The following is an 18,092-nucleotide window of genomic DNA, read 5'->3' on the forward strand; positions in this document are numbered from 1 at the left end:
CAGCTCGGACGCGACGAGGGGGTGCGGAACCCATGGCACAGTCGGAGGACCGGCGGGCGGGCCTGCCGGACCGGAACGCACCTCACCTCGACGCGCTGCGTGCGGCGGCCGTCGAAGCTCGTCGGGCCGAGGCACGCAGCTGGTCGGCGATGGTCGCCCACCAGGACGCACAGGAGCGCCGCTTCGCCGCCGACGGTCTCACGGGCCCGGCCTTGGCGGTCGCCCGGTCCACCGTGGCCGGTGACGTCGCCCGGGTCCTGAACTGTTCGGAGAGGTTCGCCGCATCGACCCTCTCCACCGCTCGGCAGGTGCGCCGTGACCTCCCGGACACCTGGTGCGCCTTCCGCCGCGGCCTGGTGGAGCGTATCGCCGTCACCCGGATCGCCGAGGCCGCCGCGCTGCTGACCGCGGACGCGGGCGTGACGGACCTCGAGGTCCTCGCCGCCTTCGACGCCGAGGCCTCGGCCGCTGCGGCCCGGATGCCGCTGAGCCGTCTCGGCCCCTGGATGAGGCGGTACATCGCCCGGGCGGCCCCGGAGGCCGCCGATCGTCGGGCGCGCCGGTCACGGGCCGACAGGTGGGTCAGGGTGACCCATGACGACGACGGGATGAGCCTCCTCGAGGCGCGTCTGCCCACTCTGACCGCCGCGGCCATCGCGCGCCGACTCTCGGCGGTGGCCCGGTCGGCGGACTCCCCTGTGCCCCATCAGGACGAACGCGGTCGCGCCCTCGACGGGGCGCAGGACCCGGCCGACGTGCCCGAGACCCGTGCCGACGGTGACCCGCGCACTCTGGATCAGAGGGAGGCGGACCTGCTCGGCGCCTGGCTGCTGTCGGGACGGATCGACGGGGTCGAGGTGGACGCGAAGATCGCCGTGATGATCCCGGAGGCCACGCTGATCGGCGATTCGCAGGCACCCGGCATCGCCGCCGACGGCTCGTTCACCGTCCCGGCGGAGGACGCTCGCCGACTGGCCCTGCGGGGTCTCACCGGGGGTCACGACTGGTACGAAGCGCGATGCCGCCCGCGCACCGTGTCCGGGCCGGCGTCCGACGGCCTCGGCCCGACGGGGACGGAGGTGGATCTGCTCTCCGTGGTCTCCACCGGACGGGCGCCCTCGAAGCGCGTCAGGGACGCCCTGATCTTCTGAGACGGGACCTGCCGAGCCCCCGGCTGCGGCGTCACGGCGGAGCGATGCGACCTCGACCACCAGATCCCCCATCCCGAGGGTCCCACCGCAGCCCACAATCTCTGGGCACTGTGCCGGCGGCACCACCGGATGAAGTCCCACGGCTACCTCACACCGCCGGATCCGGCACCGCCCCCGGACGAACCGACTCCAGAATCGTCGTCATCGCAGCACCCACCTCGGTCGATGCTGCCCGGCCGGCGTCATGGAGCGGTCGATCTGATCTGGGCCGTACCGCCGCACGATCGTCGATCCCGCCGTGCCTCATGATGCTGATCCGTGATGCTGGTCCGTGAGACTGACCGTGAGGCTCAGACGCCTGCGGGCAGGCGCGCCTCGTGCAGGAGCCGTTCGATCTCAGGTGCGGTGAACTCGTCGTCGAAGATGGGGGTGCCGTTCTCGAACGCCCGTCCGGCCGCCAGCGGTCCGGCGTCGACGACGTCGAAGCCAAGGCTGTCGACGAAGTCCGCGACCGCCGCCTTGGCGTCGGCGTCGTCGCCGGCCATGGCCAGAGCCCGGCGACCGTCGGCTCCCGCGGGACGAGCATCCGTCTCGATGAACCCGTAGCCGATGTGGTTCAGGGTCTTGACCAGCGTGACCTCGTCGCCGAGGAAGTCCGCCAGCACCTCAGAGGTCGACAGGGCACCCTCGAACTCGTCGAGACGGCCGTCGACCTCACTCCAGTAGTTGCTCACGTCGACCACGATGTGGCCGCGGAGCGTCTCGACGTCGAAGCTCCGGTACCGGTGCAGCGGGGCGGCGAGCACGATGAGATCGGCTCCGCGCAGCTCGTGGCTGTCCACCGCGCGGGCGCCGGGCACGATGACCTCGGTGAGCAGGCGGATCTCAGCCGCCGGCCGGGCCGTGGCGATCGTCACGCTGTGCCCCGCGCGCACCGCCTGGCGCGCCACGGCGGTGCCCACGCGTCCGGCGCCGAGCACCCCGATCGTCAGTCCCCGACCGGTGCGGCTCTGCTCGCCGTCGTGTCCTGTGGTGAAGTCCATCGGTCCCTCCTGCGGTCCTGCTGCTGCCTAGTCCTTTCAATTTTGAAACAACAGGCCTCCGAGGGGATTTGTTCCCGCCGGGTCAGGGTCGCGGGATCACTGCAGGGCGACGCGCAGGCTCAGCCCGCCCAGGGCGACTCCGGTGAAGGTGTCGAGGAAGCGGCGGACCCGCCGTCGCTGCAGCCACTTCGAGGCGCTGTCGACCAGCAGGGCGAGCAGCGTCTGCTGGGCCAGGCCCAGGACCGGCAGCGTCAGAGCGAGGAGGCCGAGGGCCCAGAAGGGCATGGTCGGGGTCATGAACTGCGGGAAGAGGGCGAGATAGAACATCAGCACCGCGGGGTTGGTGATGTTGGTGATGAAGCCCTGCCGGAAGCCGCGCGCCCCGGCCTTCGTGCTGCGCAGCTGGGCGGTGTACTCGCCCTTCCAGGCCGAGCGCAGCGCCTGCAGCGCCAGGAACGTCAGGTAGGCCACGCCGATCCAGCGGATCGTCTGCAGCACGGGCTGGGACTGGGCGATCAGGATCCCAAGACCCGCGGCGGTGAGCACACCCTGCACGGCGGCCGCCGAGGTGACGCCGAATGCCGTGGCCACCCCTCCGCGGCGTCCGGACATCAGCGAGTTCTTCAGCACCACGGCGGTGTCCGAACCGGGGGTGATCACCACCACGGCGGCGATCAGCAGGAAGCTCAGGTACGCAGTCATCTCCACGGGAGTTGAGTATGTCATCGCGCGCGTACGCACCCAACCGATCGTGGGGAGTTTCACGATGCGGACGCCTCAGCCCCTGACGGCTAGACTGAACCGCGCAAGCACGCGGAGCGCCGGGCACCGGCGTGAGACGGCACCCATCGCGCGCGCCGCCGCTCCCCGTGCAGTCAGGCACCAGCAGAACAGCACAGGAGTCCCCATGCCGCGCATCGTCGTCGAGGTCATGCCCAAGCCAGAGATCCTCGACCCGCAGGGCAAGGCCATCGCCTCGGCCCTCCCCCACCTCGGATTCGACGGGTTCTCCGGTGTCCGGCAGGGACGCCGCTTCGAGCTCACCGTCGAGGGTGAGGTCACCGAGGGGATCCTGGAGCAGGCCCGCCGCGCGGCCGAGGACCTGCTCTCCAACCCTGTGATCGAGGACGTCGTCGACGTGCGCGTCGAGGGTGACGCCTGACCATGTCCCCACAGACTCCCCCGACACCCGCAGAGACTCCGCTGATCGGCGACTACGCCGAGAGCTCCGCCGCACTGACCGGTGCTCGCATCGGCGTGGTCACGTTCCCCGGGACCCTCGACGACCGCGACGCCGCCCGCGCGGTGCGTCTGGCCGGCGGCACCGCCGTCGCCCTCTGGCACGCCGACGACGACCTCGGCGACGTCGACGCCGTCATCGTCCCCGGCGGCTTCTCCTACGGCGACTACCTGCGCGCCGGTGCGATCTCCCGGTTCGCCCCGATGATGACCTCGATCGCCCGTGAGGCGCAGACCGGCACGCTGCCGGTGCTGGGCATCTGCAACGGCTTCCAGATCCTCACCGAGGCCCACCTGCTGCCCGGCTCCATGATCCGGAACGACCACCTGAAGTTCCGCTGCGCCGACCAGGTGCTGCGCGTGGAGAACACCTCCACGGCCTGGACCTCCCAGTACACCGACGACGAGCTCATCACCGTGGTGCTGAAGAACCAGGACGGCCGGTACGTCGCCGACGAGGAGACCCTGACTAGGCTCGAGGAGGAGGGCCGCGTGGTCTTCCGCTACGTCGGCTCCAACCCGAACGGCTCACGGAACGACATCGCCGGCATCACCAACGCCGCCGGCAACATCGTCGGTCTGATGCCGCACCCCGAGCACGCCGTCGAGGCCGGCTATGGTCCCGACGACGCCGTCGGCATGCGCGCCGGCACCGACGGACTGACCGTCTTCACCTCCGTGATCTCCTCCCTGACCTCGTCCGGAGCCGCCCTGTGAGCACCCATGAGACCAGCACTGCGTTCAACCTCGACACCGTCTCCCACGCCTCGGACACCCCGGACACCGAGCTGCCCTGGGCCGAGCTGGGCCTGAAGACCGACGAGTTCGACCGGATCGTCGAGATCCTGGGTCGCCGGCCCACCGCCGCCGAACTGGCCATGTACTCGGTCATGTGGTCCGAGCACTGCTCCTACAAGTCCTCCAAGGTCCATCTGCGTCAGTTCGGCGAGAAGGTCACCGAGGAGATGGAGAAGGACCTGATGGTCGGCATCGGTGAGAACGCCGGGGTCACCGACCTCGGCGACGGGTGGGCGGTGACCTTCAAGATCGAGTCCCACAACCACCCGTCCTACGTGGAGCCCTACCAGGGTGCGGCCACCGGGATCGGCGGCATCGTCCGGGACATCATCTCCATGGGGGCCCGGCCGGTCGCGGTCATGGACCCGCTGCGCTTCGGCGACATCGACCACCCCGACACCGCCCGGGTGCTGCCCGGAGTGGTGTCCGGCATCGGCGGCTACGGCAACTCGCTGGGCCTGCCGAACATCGGCGGCGAGGTCGTCTTCGACTCCGTCTACCAGCAGAATCCGCTGGTCAACGCGCTCGCCGTGGGTGTGATGCGCCATGAGGACCTCCGCCTGGCCAACGCCTCCGGCGTGGGCAACCGGGTGGTGCTCTTCGGTGCGCGCACCGGCGGCGACGGGATCGGCGGCGCCTCCGTGCTGGCCTCCGAGTCCTTCGACGACACCAAGCCGTCGAAGCGCCCGGCCGTGCAGGTCGGGGACCCGTTCTCCGAGAAGGTGCTCATCGAATGCTGCCTCGAGCTGTTCCACGCCGAACTGGTCGAGGGCATCCAGGACCTGGGTGCGGCGGGGATCTCCTGTGCGACCTCCGAGCTGGCCTCCAACGGGGAGGGCGGGATGCACGTGGAGCTGACCGACGTGCTGCTGCGCGACCCGTCGCTCACCCCGGGTGAGATCCTGATGTCCGAGTCGCAGGAACGCATGATGGCGGTGGTCACCCCGGAGGATGCGGCGCGCTTCGAAGAGGTGCTGCAGAAGTGGGGCGTCGAGTTCTCCTGGCTGGGCGAGGTCACCGACACCGGCCGGCTGATCATCGACTGGGACGGCGAGACCATCGTCGACGTCGACCCGCGCACCGTCGCCCACGACGGTCCCGTCTATGAGCGGCCCCACCACCGGCCCGCCGGGCAGGACGAGCTGCAGGCCGACACGTTCCGCGCCTCGCCGGCCGCGCAGAGCCTGCCGGCGACCGGGGAGGAGCTGGGCGCCGCCGTCGTCGAGCTGATGGCCTCCCCGAACATGGCCGACGTCTCCTGGATCACCGACCAGTACGACCGCTTCGTCGGAGGGAACACCGCGCTGTCCCAGCCCGACGACGCCGGGGTGATCCGAGTCGACGAGTCCACCGGGCTCGGCGTGGGGCTGGCGACCGACTGCAACGACCGCTACGCCTACCTGGACCCCTACGCCGGCGCACAGCTGGCCCTGGCCGAGGCCTACAGGAACGTCGCGACCTCCGGTGCTGTCCCGAAGGCCGTCTCCGACTGTCTGAACTTCGGTTCCCCCGAGGATCCCGAGATCATGTGGCAGTTCGCCGAGGCGGTGCGCGGCCTGGCCGACGGGTGTCAGCAGCTGGGCATCCCCGTCACCGGCGGCAACGTCTCCCTGTACAACCAGACCGCGGGCCGGGCCATCCACCCCACCCCGGTGGTGGGCGTGCTGGGCGCGTTCGACGACGTCGGCCGCCGGACGCCCTCCGGGTTCGAGCGCTGGGCCGACGGGCAGGCGGTCTACCTGCTGGGCGTCACCGGTGACGAGCTGGACGGTTCTGAGTTCGCCCGTGGGCGCGGACACCTCGGCGGGGTGCCGCCGCAGGTGGACCTCGCGGCGGAGAAGACCCTCGGCGAAATCCTGATCAACGCCTCCCGCGACGGGATGATCGACGCCGCCCACGACCTCTCCGAAGGGGGCCTGGCGGCGGCGCTGGTCGAGATGAGCCTGCGCTTCGGCGTCGGGTCGCGGACCGCGCTGGACGGGGTGTGTGAACGCGACGGCGTCGACATGTTCACCGCGCTGTTCAGCGAGTCGCAGGCCCGCGCCCTGGTGGCCCTGCCGCGCTCGGAGGAGGTGCGGTTCACCGACATGACCACGGCCCGCCGGTTCCCAGCGATCCGCCTGGGCGTCGTCGACGCGCAGTCCGGTGCGATCGAGGTCTCGGGGCCGGTGGAGGGCTCGGGCTTCACCCTCGGCATCGACGAGGTCCGCCAGGCCTGGTCGGCGACCATCCCCTCCCGCTTCGCGGGCTGATCCGGGCACCGCGCGATGACGGTCTGGTGTGCGCTGCTGCGGGGCATCACCCCGAGCAATCCGGCGATGCGCGGTGAGCGGCTGCGCGGGGTCTTCGTCGACCTCGGATTCTCCGACGTGGCGACCGTTCTCGGCAGCGGGAACGTCGTGTTCCGCGCCGAGGGCACTGCCTCGGCCGCAGAGCAGGAGGCGCGGATCCAGGCCGCGCTGCACGATCAGCTGGGCATCGGCGGTGGTACCGTGCTGCGGACGCGGGAGGCCCTGTCCGGTCTCGCCGCACGCAGGCCCTTCGGGGACCGGGAGCATGGGAAGGCCACCTACCTGACCGTCACGTTCCTCAAGGAGCCTCCGGCGGAGATGCCGGATCCGCTTCCCGTCCCGGAGTCCTCGGCCGTCGAACTCCTCGGGTGGGACGACGAGGCCGGGGCCCTGCTCAGCGTCGTCGACACCACCGGGACCGAGACCCTCGATCACATGCGCTGGTTGGAACGTCACTTCGGCCGGGACATCACCACCCGCACGTGGAACACGGTGCGTCGGATCGTGGCGAAGTGCCCGGCCGACTGAGGTGCACCAGCACGGAGCGACGAGTGGTCAGTCCGCGAGGTTGGTCCGAGGATTCGTCACCCAGTACGGCGTCTCCCGCCGCTGGGAGCTGACCCAGTCCTCGAGCTCGTCCACATGCTCAGGACAGTGGATGTAGATGCCCACCTGCATGAGCACGAAGTCCTCGGGCTCCTCCGCAGCTCCGGTGCCGGTGGCGTAGTCGCGCACACCGCCGCCGTAGTCCGCCAGAGAGTCACAGGTCATCGCGGACCGGCTGATCGTCGACGCCGCCTGGCCGTGCTCTGCGTCCGAGGCCTGCCACGCAGGCAGGCTGCGGACCCATCGCTCCTGCGAATTGGCGCGCAGCTCATGGGGCTTCCGACCCTCGTCACTGGTGAACACGTTCGCCAGCACGATCACCACTCCGACGAGCAGCGCGAGGACCAGGGCTGCGAACACGAGTTCGCCCCTGGCCTCCTCCGCCGAGCCTGGGACTCCCATGGACTCAGTCGTCGGTGCCGTCGTCGGTGGTGTCGTCGGCGGTGTCAAGGGTGACGTCGGTGGTGAACGCGACCGGCTCACCCAGCTCGACGGTGCGCGAGACGGTGCAGTTCTTGTCGTGGGAGAGCTGGACCACGCGGTCCACCATGCCCGCGGCCCGGCGTCCCGACTCGTCGTCGGGGAAGCTCAGATCGAAGTGCAGCCGGATGCCGGTCAGCCTGGAGGCACCGTCCTCCTGGACCTTCGTCCCCTCGGCCGAGACGTCGTAGCCGGTGAACTCGCTGCGGCGTGACACGACCGTGTCCACATCGACCGAGGAGCATCCGGCGATGGCGGCGAGCAGCAGCTCCACGGGGGTCAGGAGTCCCTCCCCCCGCCCGAAGTCCAGCTCCGCGCCGGCCGCATTGCGCGCACGGTAGTGGTGCGGTCCGACGCGGGTCATGTCGACGCGATGGGACGAGATCTCGGTGGGGCCCCTGACCGGCTCCGGGGTGCTGTTCTGTGATGCGTCCATGGACACGATGTTCCCATGTCCGCGGCGCGGCGATGCCGCGCCGGTCTGTGTCCGGTCCTCGCTAGGGTGGTCCTATGGGTGTGAAGATCGCATGGGCCGACTCCTCACCGGAGCAGCAGCGTCGCATGCGGGAGATCGCCGCTCTGTTCAGCGAGCGCGAATCGCGGGAGGAGCTGGGTCTCGCATCGTTGCGCGACGACCTCGCCGACATCCTGTTCCCCGGCACGTCGACTCTGCACACCCGAGCGAAGTACCTGCTGTTCGTCCCCTGGTGCTACCAGATCGCCATGCAGCGAGCCTCCCCCGATGCTCTGCACGACACGGCCCGGAGACTGGAGCGCGAGCTCATCCGGCACTTCCCTCAGGACTCCGATCGGATGGGCCTGATCGGGGCGCAGGCCGGGGCACAGGTCAAGAGCCTCCCCTCGAGCCTCTACTGGCGCATGCTGACGGTCCATCGAATCGTCATCCCGCCACAGAGCCCTACTGCCCGGCGAATCCTCGCGGAAGCAGACGCGGACAGTCTTCCACCGCTGCTCATGGCCCGAGGGCTTCCCGCGGCGCCCGAGGGCTTCCCCCGGAATGTCCCCGGCGGATTCTCCCTGGACGCCGATCAGGCCCGCTGGCTGCAGGACACGCTCCAGATGGCCGAACCGCACAGCGTCCTGGCGCACCTCCTGAGGCGTCGTCCCGATCTGACGAGCCGGGCTCCGTGGGAGGATCCCTCGGTGGTGTCCATGCCTCAGATCGCCCGAGACCACATGCGGATCGCAGAAGCGTTCAGCCTGTTCATCCATGGAGCGCAGCTGCTCTATAACCTGCTGCTCGCCGAGACCCATCGTCGGCTCACTGAGGAGAAGAACGGCCCAGAGCCGGAGACGGGCACCGATGACCTGATTCTCGACTATCGGGAGAGGATCCACCGATGGGCCGACGAGGCTGAGCAGGCTCCTGCCTGGGACGTCGAGGAGCTGTTCCACCTGGTCGAATCCCGTCGGCGTCGTGGGCTGCCTCCTGGAGTGAGGCGATTCGTCCATCGATGGTCGCGGCATCTGGCGATCGACGGACCTCATGGAGTCGCCACCTCATCCGACGCCCGTCGACTCGTCGCCGCGCGCGAGCAGCTCCTGAAAGGACCACAGTCTCGGCTTGAGAACAGACGGCTGCTGTCTCAGTGGTCCGGCGCCTCCGGCAGCGCGCGCATGGTCATGCGCTGGAACACGGTGCGCACGATCATCGGCGACATCTGGGACGGGGTGGACGACGGTGCTTGACCCGACATCCCGCATCCTCCTCGCCGACGAACTCACGCCGCCCAGAGGATTCCGCCTCTCCCGCGCTGTCGGAACCTCGTTCACGCTCGACCTGACGGCCGCGCTGTCGATCCCCATGGCCTTCACCGCGGCGGGGCTCGAGGAGGAACCCGAGAAGGCCGGCATCATCGGTGCTCTCATGGGCGTGAGCGAGAGGATCGACATCTTCGCCCAGTCCGGGGCGTGGAGCCTCACCGGGCCCACAGACCTGGTCACGCTCCTCGAACCCGCCCTCCACCCGGTCAACCCCATCCGAGGGATCTTCCACCCCAAGATCTGGCTCATGGAATTCACCGATGGAGAGGCACATCGGTACCGGATGATCTCCTCGAGTCGGAACCTGACCTTCGATCACAGCTGGGACACTCTCATCAGCATCGACGGAGCTCCCGCCTCCGGCGTGGAGCCGGCGGACCAGCGGATCGCCGATCCCCTCGCCGAGCTGGTGGAGTACATGATCGGGCGCTCCCGCCCCGGACTGCCCGAGGGGCGCAGACGGCACCTCCTCGACTTCGCGACCAGACTCCGTCACACCGTCTGGGACGTCGACCAACACTTCGACCTGACGTTCCACGTGCTGGGCCTCCCCGGTTCGACGACACCGGACTTCACGGCGACGCACACTCTGGTCGCGTCGCCCTTCGTGACCGAACAGGGGCTGCGGACCATCACCGACCGAACGCATCAGGTGGACCTGATCTCCCGGACCACGACGCTGGACGGGCTCTCGACCACGTCGTCTCTGCGCCGGTCCGCATTCCGCTCATGGGTCATGGACGGCCAGGCCGACGACGACGGCGAAGCCGAGTCCGACGAGGTCACACTGACGGGCCTTCACGCCAAGGTCATCTCGTGCGCCTTCGACCATCGAGCACGTCTGTTCATCGGATCTGCCAACGCCACCGAGGCGGCCTGGAACCGGAACGTCGAAGTCATGGTCGAGCTCGAGGGGCGCCGCCACGAGCTGGGACCCGATGCCATCCGCCGATCCCTGGCTTCCATGCTGGTGGAATACCCATTGTCGGAGGAACCGACCCCGGAGGTAGAGGAGGATGGGCTCAGCGCTCTCGAACACCGACTCCACAGACTCGCAGCAGTCCCCTTCGGCATCGCGATCACCGGCGAGGGGCCGTACCGCCTGACGGTCACCCGGGACGATCCCCCGGTGGCATCGACACCGGAGATCGGAAAGCTCACCTGGCACCTGCTCAGCAGAGGACCTGGGGGCTGATCAGCTTCCCGGCGACGGCGACGACGCCACAGTGTTCGACGGCGTCGAACTCACCGACATCACAGCCTTCGTCCGACTGACTGTGGAGTCTCCCGAAGGAGAACGACGGTCGACGGTCCTCATGGCCGACCTCATGGGCGATCCACCCGGCCGACGCCATGCCGTCGTCGCGCGGCAGCTCCGGGACCCCTCGAAGCTCATCGAACTGCTGATGGTCCTGCTCGACATCAACACTGCAGGACTTCTGCCCGCAGGCCCCCTCGGCAGCACCGGCGCGCAGGGTCCGGCCTCGGCAGCACCGACGTTCCCGGGTCTCCTCGAGACCCTGCTGCAGGCGTTGGCCGCCGATGCTGAGGGCCTCGACGAAGCCAAGAAGCTCGTGGAGTATGTCATGGCCGACGACGAGCCTCCGCACCTTCCTCCGAACTTCCTGGCCCTCTGGGAAGCCGCGTGGCAGGCCCACCGGCAGCACTCCGAATCGGAGGAGACCACGTGACGTTCCGAGCCGCACCGCATCTCCGTGGTCTCAAGGAGTTCCAGCTGCGCACGGTGCACCATGTCTTCGATCGGTTCTACGGGGACCAGGACGGCAGCGGACGCAGCGGCCGGTTCCTCGTCGCAGATGAGACCGGACTGGGCAAGAGCATCGTGGCCCGCGGGGTGATCGCCCGAACCGTCGAGCATCTGGAGGCCGCCGGCCGCCGACGGATCACCGTCCTCTACGTGTGCAGCAATCGGGACTTGGCCCAGCAGAACATCAGACGCCTCAACATCACCGGTGAGCCGCAGGCCGAGCTGAACACCAGGCTCTCGATGCTCGCCACTCAGGGTGATCTCCTGGACGGCGGCGTCGCAGTGGGTTCCGCCTCTCTCAACCTCATCCCCCTGACTCCTGCCACATCACTCCAACCGACGAAGGGAGCCTGGCGCAGCGGCCGGAAGGAGGAGCGTGCTCTGCTCGCCGTGATCCTCGAGCGACTGACCGATGCAGACGAGACGGAACGTCGGGCCGGTCTCACCCTGCTGCGCGGGGCAGCCGGCGAGGAGAGTTTCTCCCGCGAGGTCGAGCACATGCGGCAGAGCACACGTGACAAACCGTTGGACCGGCGGATCATCGACGAGTTCGCCGAGGCCGTCCGCGCCTCCGGGCTGCAGAGCGACTTCGTCCGCATGCGTACGGATGTGCTGCGCTCCGGAGCACGGGACCCAAGCCCCGAGGCGTGGCACGCACTGTGGAACCTGATCGCGCACCTCCGTCGAGAGCTCGCCCGCGCCGGGGCGAAGGTTCTGGAGCCTGATCTGATCGTGCTCGACGAGTTCCAACGCTTCCGGGACCTCCTCGCCGCGGAGGACGAACCGGGAAGCGGTGAAGACCTGGAGCTCGCCCACACACTGTTCAACCACCCCCATGCGAAGATCCTGCTGCTCTCGGCGACGCCCTACACGCCGTTCACCCGTTCGGGAGGAGACGATTCCCACCAGTCGGACTTCCTCCGGACCATCGACTTCCTGAATCGGCATCAGCCTGCACCACGACGGGAGCTGACGCAGACGCTCGAGCGATTCCGGCGTGCGCTGATCGATCCCACGACAGACGCCGACCCTGGAGAGGCGGCGCAGCAGGTCAGGGAGGCACTGCTTCCCATCATCTCCCGCTCCGAACGTCCGCCTCTGACCGAACAGACGGATATGGTCGAGGTCCTGTGGCAGGAAGCTGAGGCCCCGCACGCGGCCGACTTCCACGATTGGATCGTCCTGCGACGCCTGGGCGACATCGTCGGAACCCACATCACGGCGGACTACTGGAAGTCGGTACCCCACTTCCCCACGTTCATGGAGGGGTATGCCTTCGGTGACCGAGTCCGCGATCGGATCGCCGACGGAGAGCCGCAGCTGCGCGACCTCCTCCGACGTTCCAGACGCATCACCCGTCGACAGGTCGACAGCTTCGGCGAAGTGGACCTCGGTCACGGCTACCTGCGACGCATGGTGGACCAGACGGTGGACCTCGGCTGGTGGAAGATGCTCTGGCTGCCGCCGTCGATGCCCTACTTGCGGCCGGGGTGCGTCTACTCCGACCTCTCCGAGCAGGCCCCCACGAAGCGCCTCATATTCTCCGCCTGGCGGTCCGTCCCCACCGCGGTGGCCTGCCTCCTCAGCTACGAAGCACACCGCCGCGCGGTCGCCGAACTCCGGCGCAGCGACGGGTCGCGCGGCGAAGGGACCGCCTTCACCTCGCGGTTGGGATGGGCAGTCCGACCGGACGGCTCACCCTCCGCGATGAACACTCTGGCACTGTTCTGGCCCGAACCCCAGCTCGCCCGTGCCGGAGACCCGTTGTCGACGGTCCGCGAACATGCCGGGGCACAGCCGAGCGTCGACGAGCATCTCGCCTACACCACACGACGTCTGCACCAGCTTCTGGACCCGATGCCCGACCGTGTCGCTCAGCCCTGGGAGGCCTTCCTGGGAGCGTCGAAGACCGCAGCGGCCGAAGCACGCACGGTCTGGCTGAGGGACGCGGGCCGGCAGGGTCGGGAGACGAGTCAGAACTGGGAGCGACATCTCGCACGAGCGGCCGAGGACACCTCGCAGCTCGGATGGCACGACGACCTGCCTGTGCTCGCCGCCTTCTCCCCCGGCAGCATCGCTCGTCGATGCATGTCGCGCGTGGCTTCCGACGATACGGACGGGACGGTCGTCCAACGAGCCGCCTGGACGCTCAGTTTGGGCCTGCGGAACCTCTTCAACCGACCCGAGACGGCGCGGATCCTCTCCGCGCTCTACGGGGCCCCCGACCCATCGCGCCCGTACTGGCGTCAGGTGGCGGACTACTGCGCAGACGGCGGCCTGGAATCCGTGCTGGACGAGTACCTCTTCCAACTCGCCTGCGACCGAGGTCCGACCGGAACTGCGGCGGACCAGGTCATCGACCTGGCTGAGCGCGCCGTCACCGGAATGAGCCTGCGCCCTGCCATCTACGAGGGGCACGACTACACCGCAGAGGACCCCAAGGTTCCCTTCTCCGTCCGGTACGCGCTGCGATACGGCTCCCACCAGCAGAGCGAGACGTCGGACAGTGCGGCCCACCGCCTCGCCGAGGTCCGCAGCTCGTTCAACTCGCCGTTCGCGCCGTTCGTGCTGGCCAGCACGTCGGTGGGCCAGGAAGGGATCGATTTCCACTGGTGGTGTCACCGCGTCGTGCATTGGAACCTCCCGTGGAACCCCGTCGACTTCGAACAGCGCGAAGGACGGGTCAATCGGTTCGGAGGTCATGCAGTCCGCAAGAACGTCGCGCATCATCACGGCGCGGAGGCACTCGTGCGCGACACCTCGTCCCCGACGAACCCCTGGTACTCCGCCTTCGAGGAGGCCGAGAGGTCTCCGACCACGCATGGCGCCTTCTCCCCGTGGTGGATCTACCCGGGCCCCGCACGCATCCAGCGGGTCCTCATGGCCTACCCGCACAGCCGCGAGGTCCCACGATACGAACACCTGCGCGACCTCCTCACCCATTACCGGATGACGTTGGGACAGCCACGTCAGGAGGACATGATCGAGCTGCTCGGGGAATCGGATCACTCGACGACCATCGACCTCAGCCCACCTGGTCGCTGACGAGCACCGGACCCCACGGTCAGGCCCATGGGCACGTCAGCGCGTCAGGTCTGCACCAGCACGAAAGCCAGCGGGATCAGGCCCACGGACAGCACGGTGGTCACGAAGATCGTCGCCGCGCCGAAGGGGCCGTGACCGTCATAGGCGTGGGCGAAGAGGTACGCCGTCGTCGAGGTCGGCATGATCGCCAACAGGACCAGCACGGCGGTCGGCTGCGCCTCCAGCCCCACCAGCATCGCCGCGCCCCAGGTCGCCGCGGGCAGCAGCAGCATCTTCACCGCGGTGGCCGCCGTCAGAGCGCCCAGCGGCACCTGCCCGGAGCGCAGACCCGTCAGCGCCTGGTGAAGAGCCAGACCCACGGCGAACAGCGCCACCGGCACCGCCGCCCCGGCCAGCAGCTCCACGGCTTCGTCGACGGGCCCCGGGAGGGACCGCGGCACGGCGGCGACCGCGAGACCGGCGAAGATGCTCAGCGCCACCGGGTTCAGCAGCAGGGCTGAGACCAGGGTGCGCCGGAGGCTCGTGCCGGCCTCGGCCAGCAGCGGGTATCCGATCATGAACACCAGGTTGTGCAGCAGCTGCCCGATGCCGACCGCGAGCGCGGCCTCCGCGCCGAGCAGGCTGATCCCCAGAGGCACCCCGAGGTAGCCGACGTTGCCGTAGCCGCCGGTCAGCGCCAGCGGTCCGGCCAGCCGGCGCTCCCGCAGCCCCGGCACGGCCCGGGCGACCACCAGCACCGCGCCGGAGACGGCGGTGGGCACCAGCAGCGCGATCAGCAGGAACGGGACGGGAAGCCCGCCCTCGAGGGAGGCCCCGGCCACGGCGCTGAACAGGAAGGCCGGCAGCGCGATGTGCAGGACGAAGACGTTGAGACCGGACTCGGCGGCGGCCAGCCGGGAGGACCATCCGGCGGCGAAGCCCAGGACGATCATCGCCGTCAGGGGCGCGATCGTCACCAGCACGTCGGTCATCGCCGCCCACTCTAGCGGGCCACGGGCCGACGGGACGGCGGGTCGCCGGAGCTGCGCCGCTCAGTCCCTCTCGCTGACGGACTGCAGCACGCGCAGCACCCCGTACCCCAGGGCGATCAGCGCCATGGCGGCGAGCAGATAGTTGCGGCCGGCGTCGTTGACGGTGCCGACCTGGTGGAGTCCGAAGACCAGCAGCGCGACGAATCCCAGCGTGACGAGAAGCAGTGTCCCGAATCGGAACGGCATGGCGGCACCTCCGCTCTGGAGCCTGCGGGCTCAGTCTATGACCGGCTCAGGAGCATCTCCAGCATCTGCCCGAACTCGACGCCGCCGCCGGTCACGGCCGGTTCCTCACCGAGCTCCACACCGAGGGCGGCGGCCTGGCGCCGCTGCTGGATCACCGTGGTGGCGCCGAGCAGCAGGGAGCACACCGATTCGACGAGGACGGGGTCGGCCGCACCGTCGTCGGTCTGGGCCGCAGCCTCACGGATCGAATCGGCGAGCCGGCGCCCGCCGACGCCGAGGGCCACCGTGGAGGCGACCACCTCGGCCCCGTCGCGGTGGGCCAGCATGGCCTCGTGCAGCGCGGCCGCCCGGGTGCCCACGTCATGCCGGAGGTCTCCGGTCAGGGGCACCCGATCGGTGCCGTCGAGGATCTGATCGGCCACCGCGGCGAGCAGCCGCTGCTTGTTCGGCACGTGCCAGTACAGGGCGCTGGGCCGCACCTCGAGGGAGGCCGCGACCCGGCGCATCGACAGGTCCGCCAGGCCGTACTCGTCGAGGATCGCCAGCGCGGCGGCGACGACGTCGCCGTAGCTGTTCCGCGCATGCGGCGACGACGCCGTCGGCTGCGGGGAGCCGGGATTCGGCATGTGCGCAGACATGGGTCTACGATATCCACAGCGCTCACCTGAACGCCGTTCAGGTGTTTCCCCGCCGTCTTCGGGAGGACCCCATGGACCAGCAGACCGTCCACCGCGCCCCGGCGCCCCGCTCATCAGGCCGGAGCTCTTCAGGCCGGAGCTCATCGGGCCGGGGCTCGTCGGCGCGGACGCTGGCGCAGATCGCCGTGTTCGCCGCCGTCATCGCCGCCTTCGGCATGATTCCCGGCATCCCGCTGGGCGGGCCGGTGGCCGTGGTGCTGCAGACCCTCGGCGTGCTGCTGGCCGGGGCCGTCCTGGGACCGCTGCGCGGCGCGGCCTCGGTGACCCTGTTCCTGGGCCTGGTCGCCCTCGGGCTCCCGCTGCTGTCCGGGTTCCGAGGCGGGCTCGGCGTGTTCGCCGGGCCCACGGTCGGGTTCCTGGTGTCCTGGGTCCTCACCGCCTTCGTCGTCGGACTCATCGTCCACGGAGGGCTGCGCCGTCGGGACGTCCTCCCCACCTGGCCTCGGACGCTGCTGGCCACGGTGGTCGCGGGCATGGTGACCATGTACGCGGTCGGCGTCCCCGTGATGGCTCTGATCCTGGGGCTGGGAGCCCGCGAGGCGATGATCACGACCCTGACCTTCGTCCCCGGAGACCTGATCAAGGGTGTGCTGGCCGCGGTGATCACCATGCAGCTCTGGAAGGCCTACCCGCGGGCCTTCCGCGCCTGAGAAGTCTGCCTGGGAAGCCTGAGGAAGCCTCATGTCCATCAGCATCGACGCCCTGCGGGTGGAGGCCTCCGGGCCTGAGGGCACCGCAGTGCTCCTCGACGACGTCACCCTGCGCCTGGACGCCCCACGCACCGCGGTCATCGGAGAGAACGGGTCCGGGAAGTCCACCCTGGCGCGTGCGGTGGCCGGGCTGGTCCGCCCCGCCGCCGGCCGCGTCCTCGTCGACGGGCTCGACACGGTCGAGGATGTGAAGTCGCTGCGCCGACGCCTCGGATTCGTCTTCTCCCACCCCGGCGCCCAGGCGATCATGCCCACGGTGCGCGAGGATGTGGCGCTGACCCTGCGGGGGCGCGGGCTGAACCGACGGGAGATCGCCGCGCGGGTGGATGCGGCCCTGGCCGAGCACCACCTCACCGAGCTCGCCGAACGTCCCTGCGCCTCGCTCTCCTCCGGCCAGGCCCAACGCCTGGCGCTGTGCTCGGTGCTCGTCGGCGGCCCATCGGTCGTGCTGGCCGACGAGCCCACCAGCCTGATGGACCTGAGGCACCGGGAGATCCTCGCCTCCCGGCTGCTGGCCCCGGCGGCCGAGCAGGTCGTACTGGTCACCCATGATCTGGAGCTGGCCTCCCGCTGCGACGAGGCCGTCCTCATCGCCGAGGGGCGCGTGGCCGGCCACGGCGTTCCGGACGAGGTCATCGAGACGTACCGGATGTCGCTGCGGTGATCTCCCTCTATGTGCCCGGCACCTCGGTGGTGCACCGAGCACCGCCCGCGTCGAAGGTGGGACTGCTTGCTGTGGTCGCCCTCGCGCTCTCGGTCGCGCCGGCCTCGGTGTGGACGATCATCGCCGCGCTGGCCGCCCCGGCCGCGGTCGTCGCCCTCGCCCGGCTGCGTCCCTCGACCGTGCTGGCCGACATCCGGCAGCTGCTGGTGCTGTTCCTGGCGGTCACCCTGGTGCAGCTGATCTTCCTGGATCCGCTGACCGCGGCGACGAACACCGCGCGCATCGTGTCGATCGTGCTGCTCGCCCAGTGCGTCACCCGCACCACACCGATCGCGGCGATGGTCGAGACGGCCGAACGGTTCCTGGGACCGCTGCGGCGGTTCGGCGTCCGGCCCGAACGGGTGGGGCTGGCGATGGGTCTGGTGCTCACGGCGATCGGGCAGCTCAGCGTCTTCGTGGCCCAGGTCCGCGACGCCCAGCGCAGCCGCGGAGTGCGGCTGCCGCCGTGGTCGTGGGTGGTGCCGGTGCTGGTGCTCGCCCTGCACTACGCCGACGACGTCGGAGACGCCCTGGAGGCGCGTGGCCAGGGGTGATGGT

The 18,092-nt window shown here is 69.7% G+C and carries 19 protein-coding genes; 12 read left to right on the forward strand and 7 right to left on the reverse strand.

From position 1 onward, the window contains the following. Positions 1-32 precede the first annotated feature (32 nt). On the forward strand, positions 33-1,151 hold the full coding sequence (locus tag N7E59_RS05890; RefSeq protein ID WP_261623988.1) for a 13E12 repeat family protein: 1,119 nt from the start codon (positions 33-35) through the stop codon (positions 1,149-1,151). Between the two features lie 350 nt (positions 1,152-1,501). Here the strand turns inward: N7E59_RS05890 and N7E59_RS05895 are convergent, their stop codons facing one another. After that, a complete protein-coding gene (locus tag N7E59_RS05895; protein WP_261623989.1) occupies positions 1,502-2,194 on the reverse strand; it encodes an NADPH-dependent F420 reductase in 693 nt (230 codons plus the stop codon). Between the two features lie 96 nt (positions 2,195-2,290). Then, positions 2,291-2,896, reverse strand: coding sequence for a LysE family translocator (locus N7E59_RS05900; protein ID WP_261623990.1), 606 nt, complete (start codon positions 2,894-2,896; stop codon positions 2,291-2,293). A gap of 205 nt (positions 2,897-3,101) precedes the next feature. Here N7E59_RS05900 and purS point away from each other — a divergent pair, with 205 nt between their 5' ends. From purS to N7E59_RS05920, 4 genes are read left to right on the forward strand one after another with little or no spacing between them, the layout of a single operon-like run. Further along, entirely contained in the window at positions 3,102-3,356 is a 255-nt protein-coding gene (purS, locus tag N7E59_RS05905; RefSeq protein ID WP_261623991.1) for a phosphoribosylformylglycinamidine synthase subunit PurS, read from the forward strand. Positions 3,357-3,358: 2 nt separating this feature from the next. Then, the gene (gene purQ / locus N7E59_RS05910; protein ID WP_261623992.1) at positions 3,359-4,150 is read left to right on the forward strand and encodes a phosphoribosylformylglycinamidine synthase subunit PurQ; all 792 of its coding nucleotides are present in this window, start codon (positions 3,359-3,361) and stop codon (positions 4,148-4,150) included. Beyond that, the gene (purL, locus tag N7E59_RS05915; RefSeq protein ID WP_261623993.1) at positions 4,147-6,483 is read left to right on the forward strand and encodes a phosphoribosylformylglycinamidine synthase subunit PurL; all 2,337 of its coding nucleotides are present in this window, start codon (positions 4,147-4,149) and stop codon (positions 6,481-6,483) included. Before purQ ends, purL begins: the two co-directional genes overlap by 4 nt. 15 nt (positions 6,484-6,498) lie before the next feature. Then, on the forward strand, positions 6,499-7,050 hold the full coding sequence (locus tag N7E59_RS05920; protein WP_261623994.1) for a DUF1697 domain-containing protein: 552 nt from the start codon (positions 6,499-6,501) through the stop codon (positions 7,048-7,050). A 27-nt stretch (positions 7,051-7,077) separates the two neighbouring features. Here N7E59_RS05920 and N7E59_RS05925 read toward each other — a convergent pair whose 3' ends face one another. Together N7E59_RS05925 and N7E59_RS05930 are read right to left on the reverse strand one after the other, a co-directional pair. Further along, positions 7,078-7,530 (reverse strand): hypothetical protein, encoded by a 453-nt coding sequence (locus N7E59_RS05925; protein ID WP_261623995.1) that lies wholly within the window; start codon positions 7,528-7,530, stop codon positions 7,078-7,080. Positions 7,531-7,534: 4 nt separating this feature from the next. Continuing rightward, on the reverse strand, positions 7,535-8,044 hold the full coding sequence (locus tag N7E59_RS05930; RefSeq protein WP_390905016.1) for an OsmC family protein: 510 nt from the start codon (positions 8,042-8,044) through the stop codon (positions 7,535-7,537). A gap of 74 nt (positions 8,045-8,118) precedes the next feature. Between N7E59_RS05930 and N7E59_RS05935 the strand changes: the two genes are divergently transcribed. From N7E59_RS05935 to N7E59_RS05950, 4 genes are all read left to right on the forward strand, one after another. After that, entirely contained in the window at positions 8,119-9,318 is a 1,200-nt protein-coding gene (locus N7E59_RS05935; protein ID WP_261623996.1) for a DUF6361 family protein, read from the forward strand. Next, positions 9,311-10,588, forward strand: a complete 1,278-nt coding sequence (locus N7E59_RS05940; protein ID WP_261623997.1) for a phospholipase D family protein — start codon at positions 9,311-9,313, stop codon at positions 10,586-10,588. The genes N7E59_RS05935 and N7E59_RS05940 overlap by 8 nt, the downstream gene beginning before the upstream one ends. Positions 10,589-10,721: 133 nt before the next feature. Continuing rightward, a complete protein-coding gene (locus N7E59_RS05945; RefSeq protein ID WP_261623998.1) occupies positions 10,722-11,084 on the forward strand; it encodes a hypothetical protein in 363 nt (120 codons plus the stop codon). Then, positions 11,081-14,206, forward strand: coding sequence for a helicase-related protein (locus tag N7E59_RS05950; RefSeq protein WP_261623999.1), 3,126 nt, complete (start codon positions 11,081-11,083; stop codon positions 14,204-14,206). Before N7E59_RS05945 ends, N7E59_RS05950 begins: the two co-directional genes overlap by 4 nt. 44 nt (positions 14,207-14,250) lie before the next feature. Here the strand turns inward: N7E59_RS05950 and N7E59_RS05955 are convergent, their stop codons facing one another. Genes N7E59_RS05955 through N7E59_RS05965 form a run of 3 tightly spaced genes read right to left on the reverse strand, consistent with a single transcriptional unit; the run spans position 14,251 to position 16,061 of the window. Beyond that, a complete protein-coding gene (locus N7E59_RS05955) occupies positions 14,251-15,177 on the reverse strand; it encodes an AEC family transporter (protein WP_261624000.1) in 927 nt (308 codons plus the stop codon). Between the two features lie 60 nt (positions 15,178-15,237). Then, on the reverse strand, positions 15,238-15,423 hold the full coding sequence (locus tag N7E59_RS05960) for a hypothetical protein (RefSeq protein WP_261624001.1): 186 nt from the start codon (positions 15,421-15,423) through the stop codon (positions 15,238-15,240). 35 nt (positions 15,424-15,458) lie between these two features. Next, entirely contained in the window at positions 15,459-16,061 is a 603-nt protein-coding gene (locus tag N7E59_RS05965; RefSeq protein ID WP_261624002.1) for a TetR family transcriptional regulator, read from the reverse strand. Between the two features lie 71 nt (positions 16,062-16,132). Here N7E59_RS05965 and N7E59_RS05970 point away from each other — a divergent pair, with 71 nt between their 5' ends. From N7E59_RS05970 to N7E59_RS05980, 3 genes are read left to right on the forward strand one after another with little or no spacing between them, the layout of a single operon-like run. Next, complete coding sequence (locus N7E59_RS05970; protein ID WP_261624003.1) at positions 16,133-16,771, forward strand: biotin transporter BioY; 639 nt, start codon at positions 16,133-16,135, stop codon at positions 16,769-16,771. Between the two features lie 31 nt (positions 16,772-16,802). After that, entirely contained in the window at positions 16,803-17,495 is a 693-nt protein-coding gene (locus tag N7E59_RS05975) for an energy-coupling factor ABC transporter ATP-binding protein (RefSeq protein WP_261624004.1), read from the forward strand. Next, positions 17,492-18,088 carry an energy-coupling factor transporter transmembrane component T family protein gene (locus tag N7E59_RS05980; RefSeq protein WP_261624005.1) on the forward strand — a complete coding sequence of 199 codons (597 nt, stop codon included), beginning with the start codon at positions 17,492-17,494 and terminating at the stop codon, positions 18,086-18,088. Before N7E59_RS05975 ends, N7E59_RS05980 begins: the two co-directional genes overlap by 4 nt. Positions 18,089-18,092 lie beyond the last annotated feature (4 nt).

The organism is Nesterenkonia marinintestina, from assembly GCF_025420485.1.
In the GTDB taxonomy this organism is placed as follows: domain Bacteria; phylum Actinomycetota; class Actinomycetes; order Actinomycetales; family Micrococcaceae; genus Nesterenkonia; species Nesterenkonia marinintestina.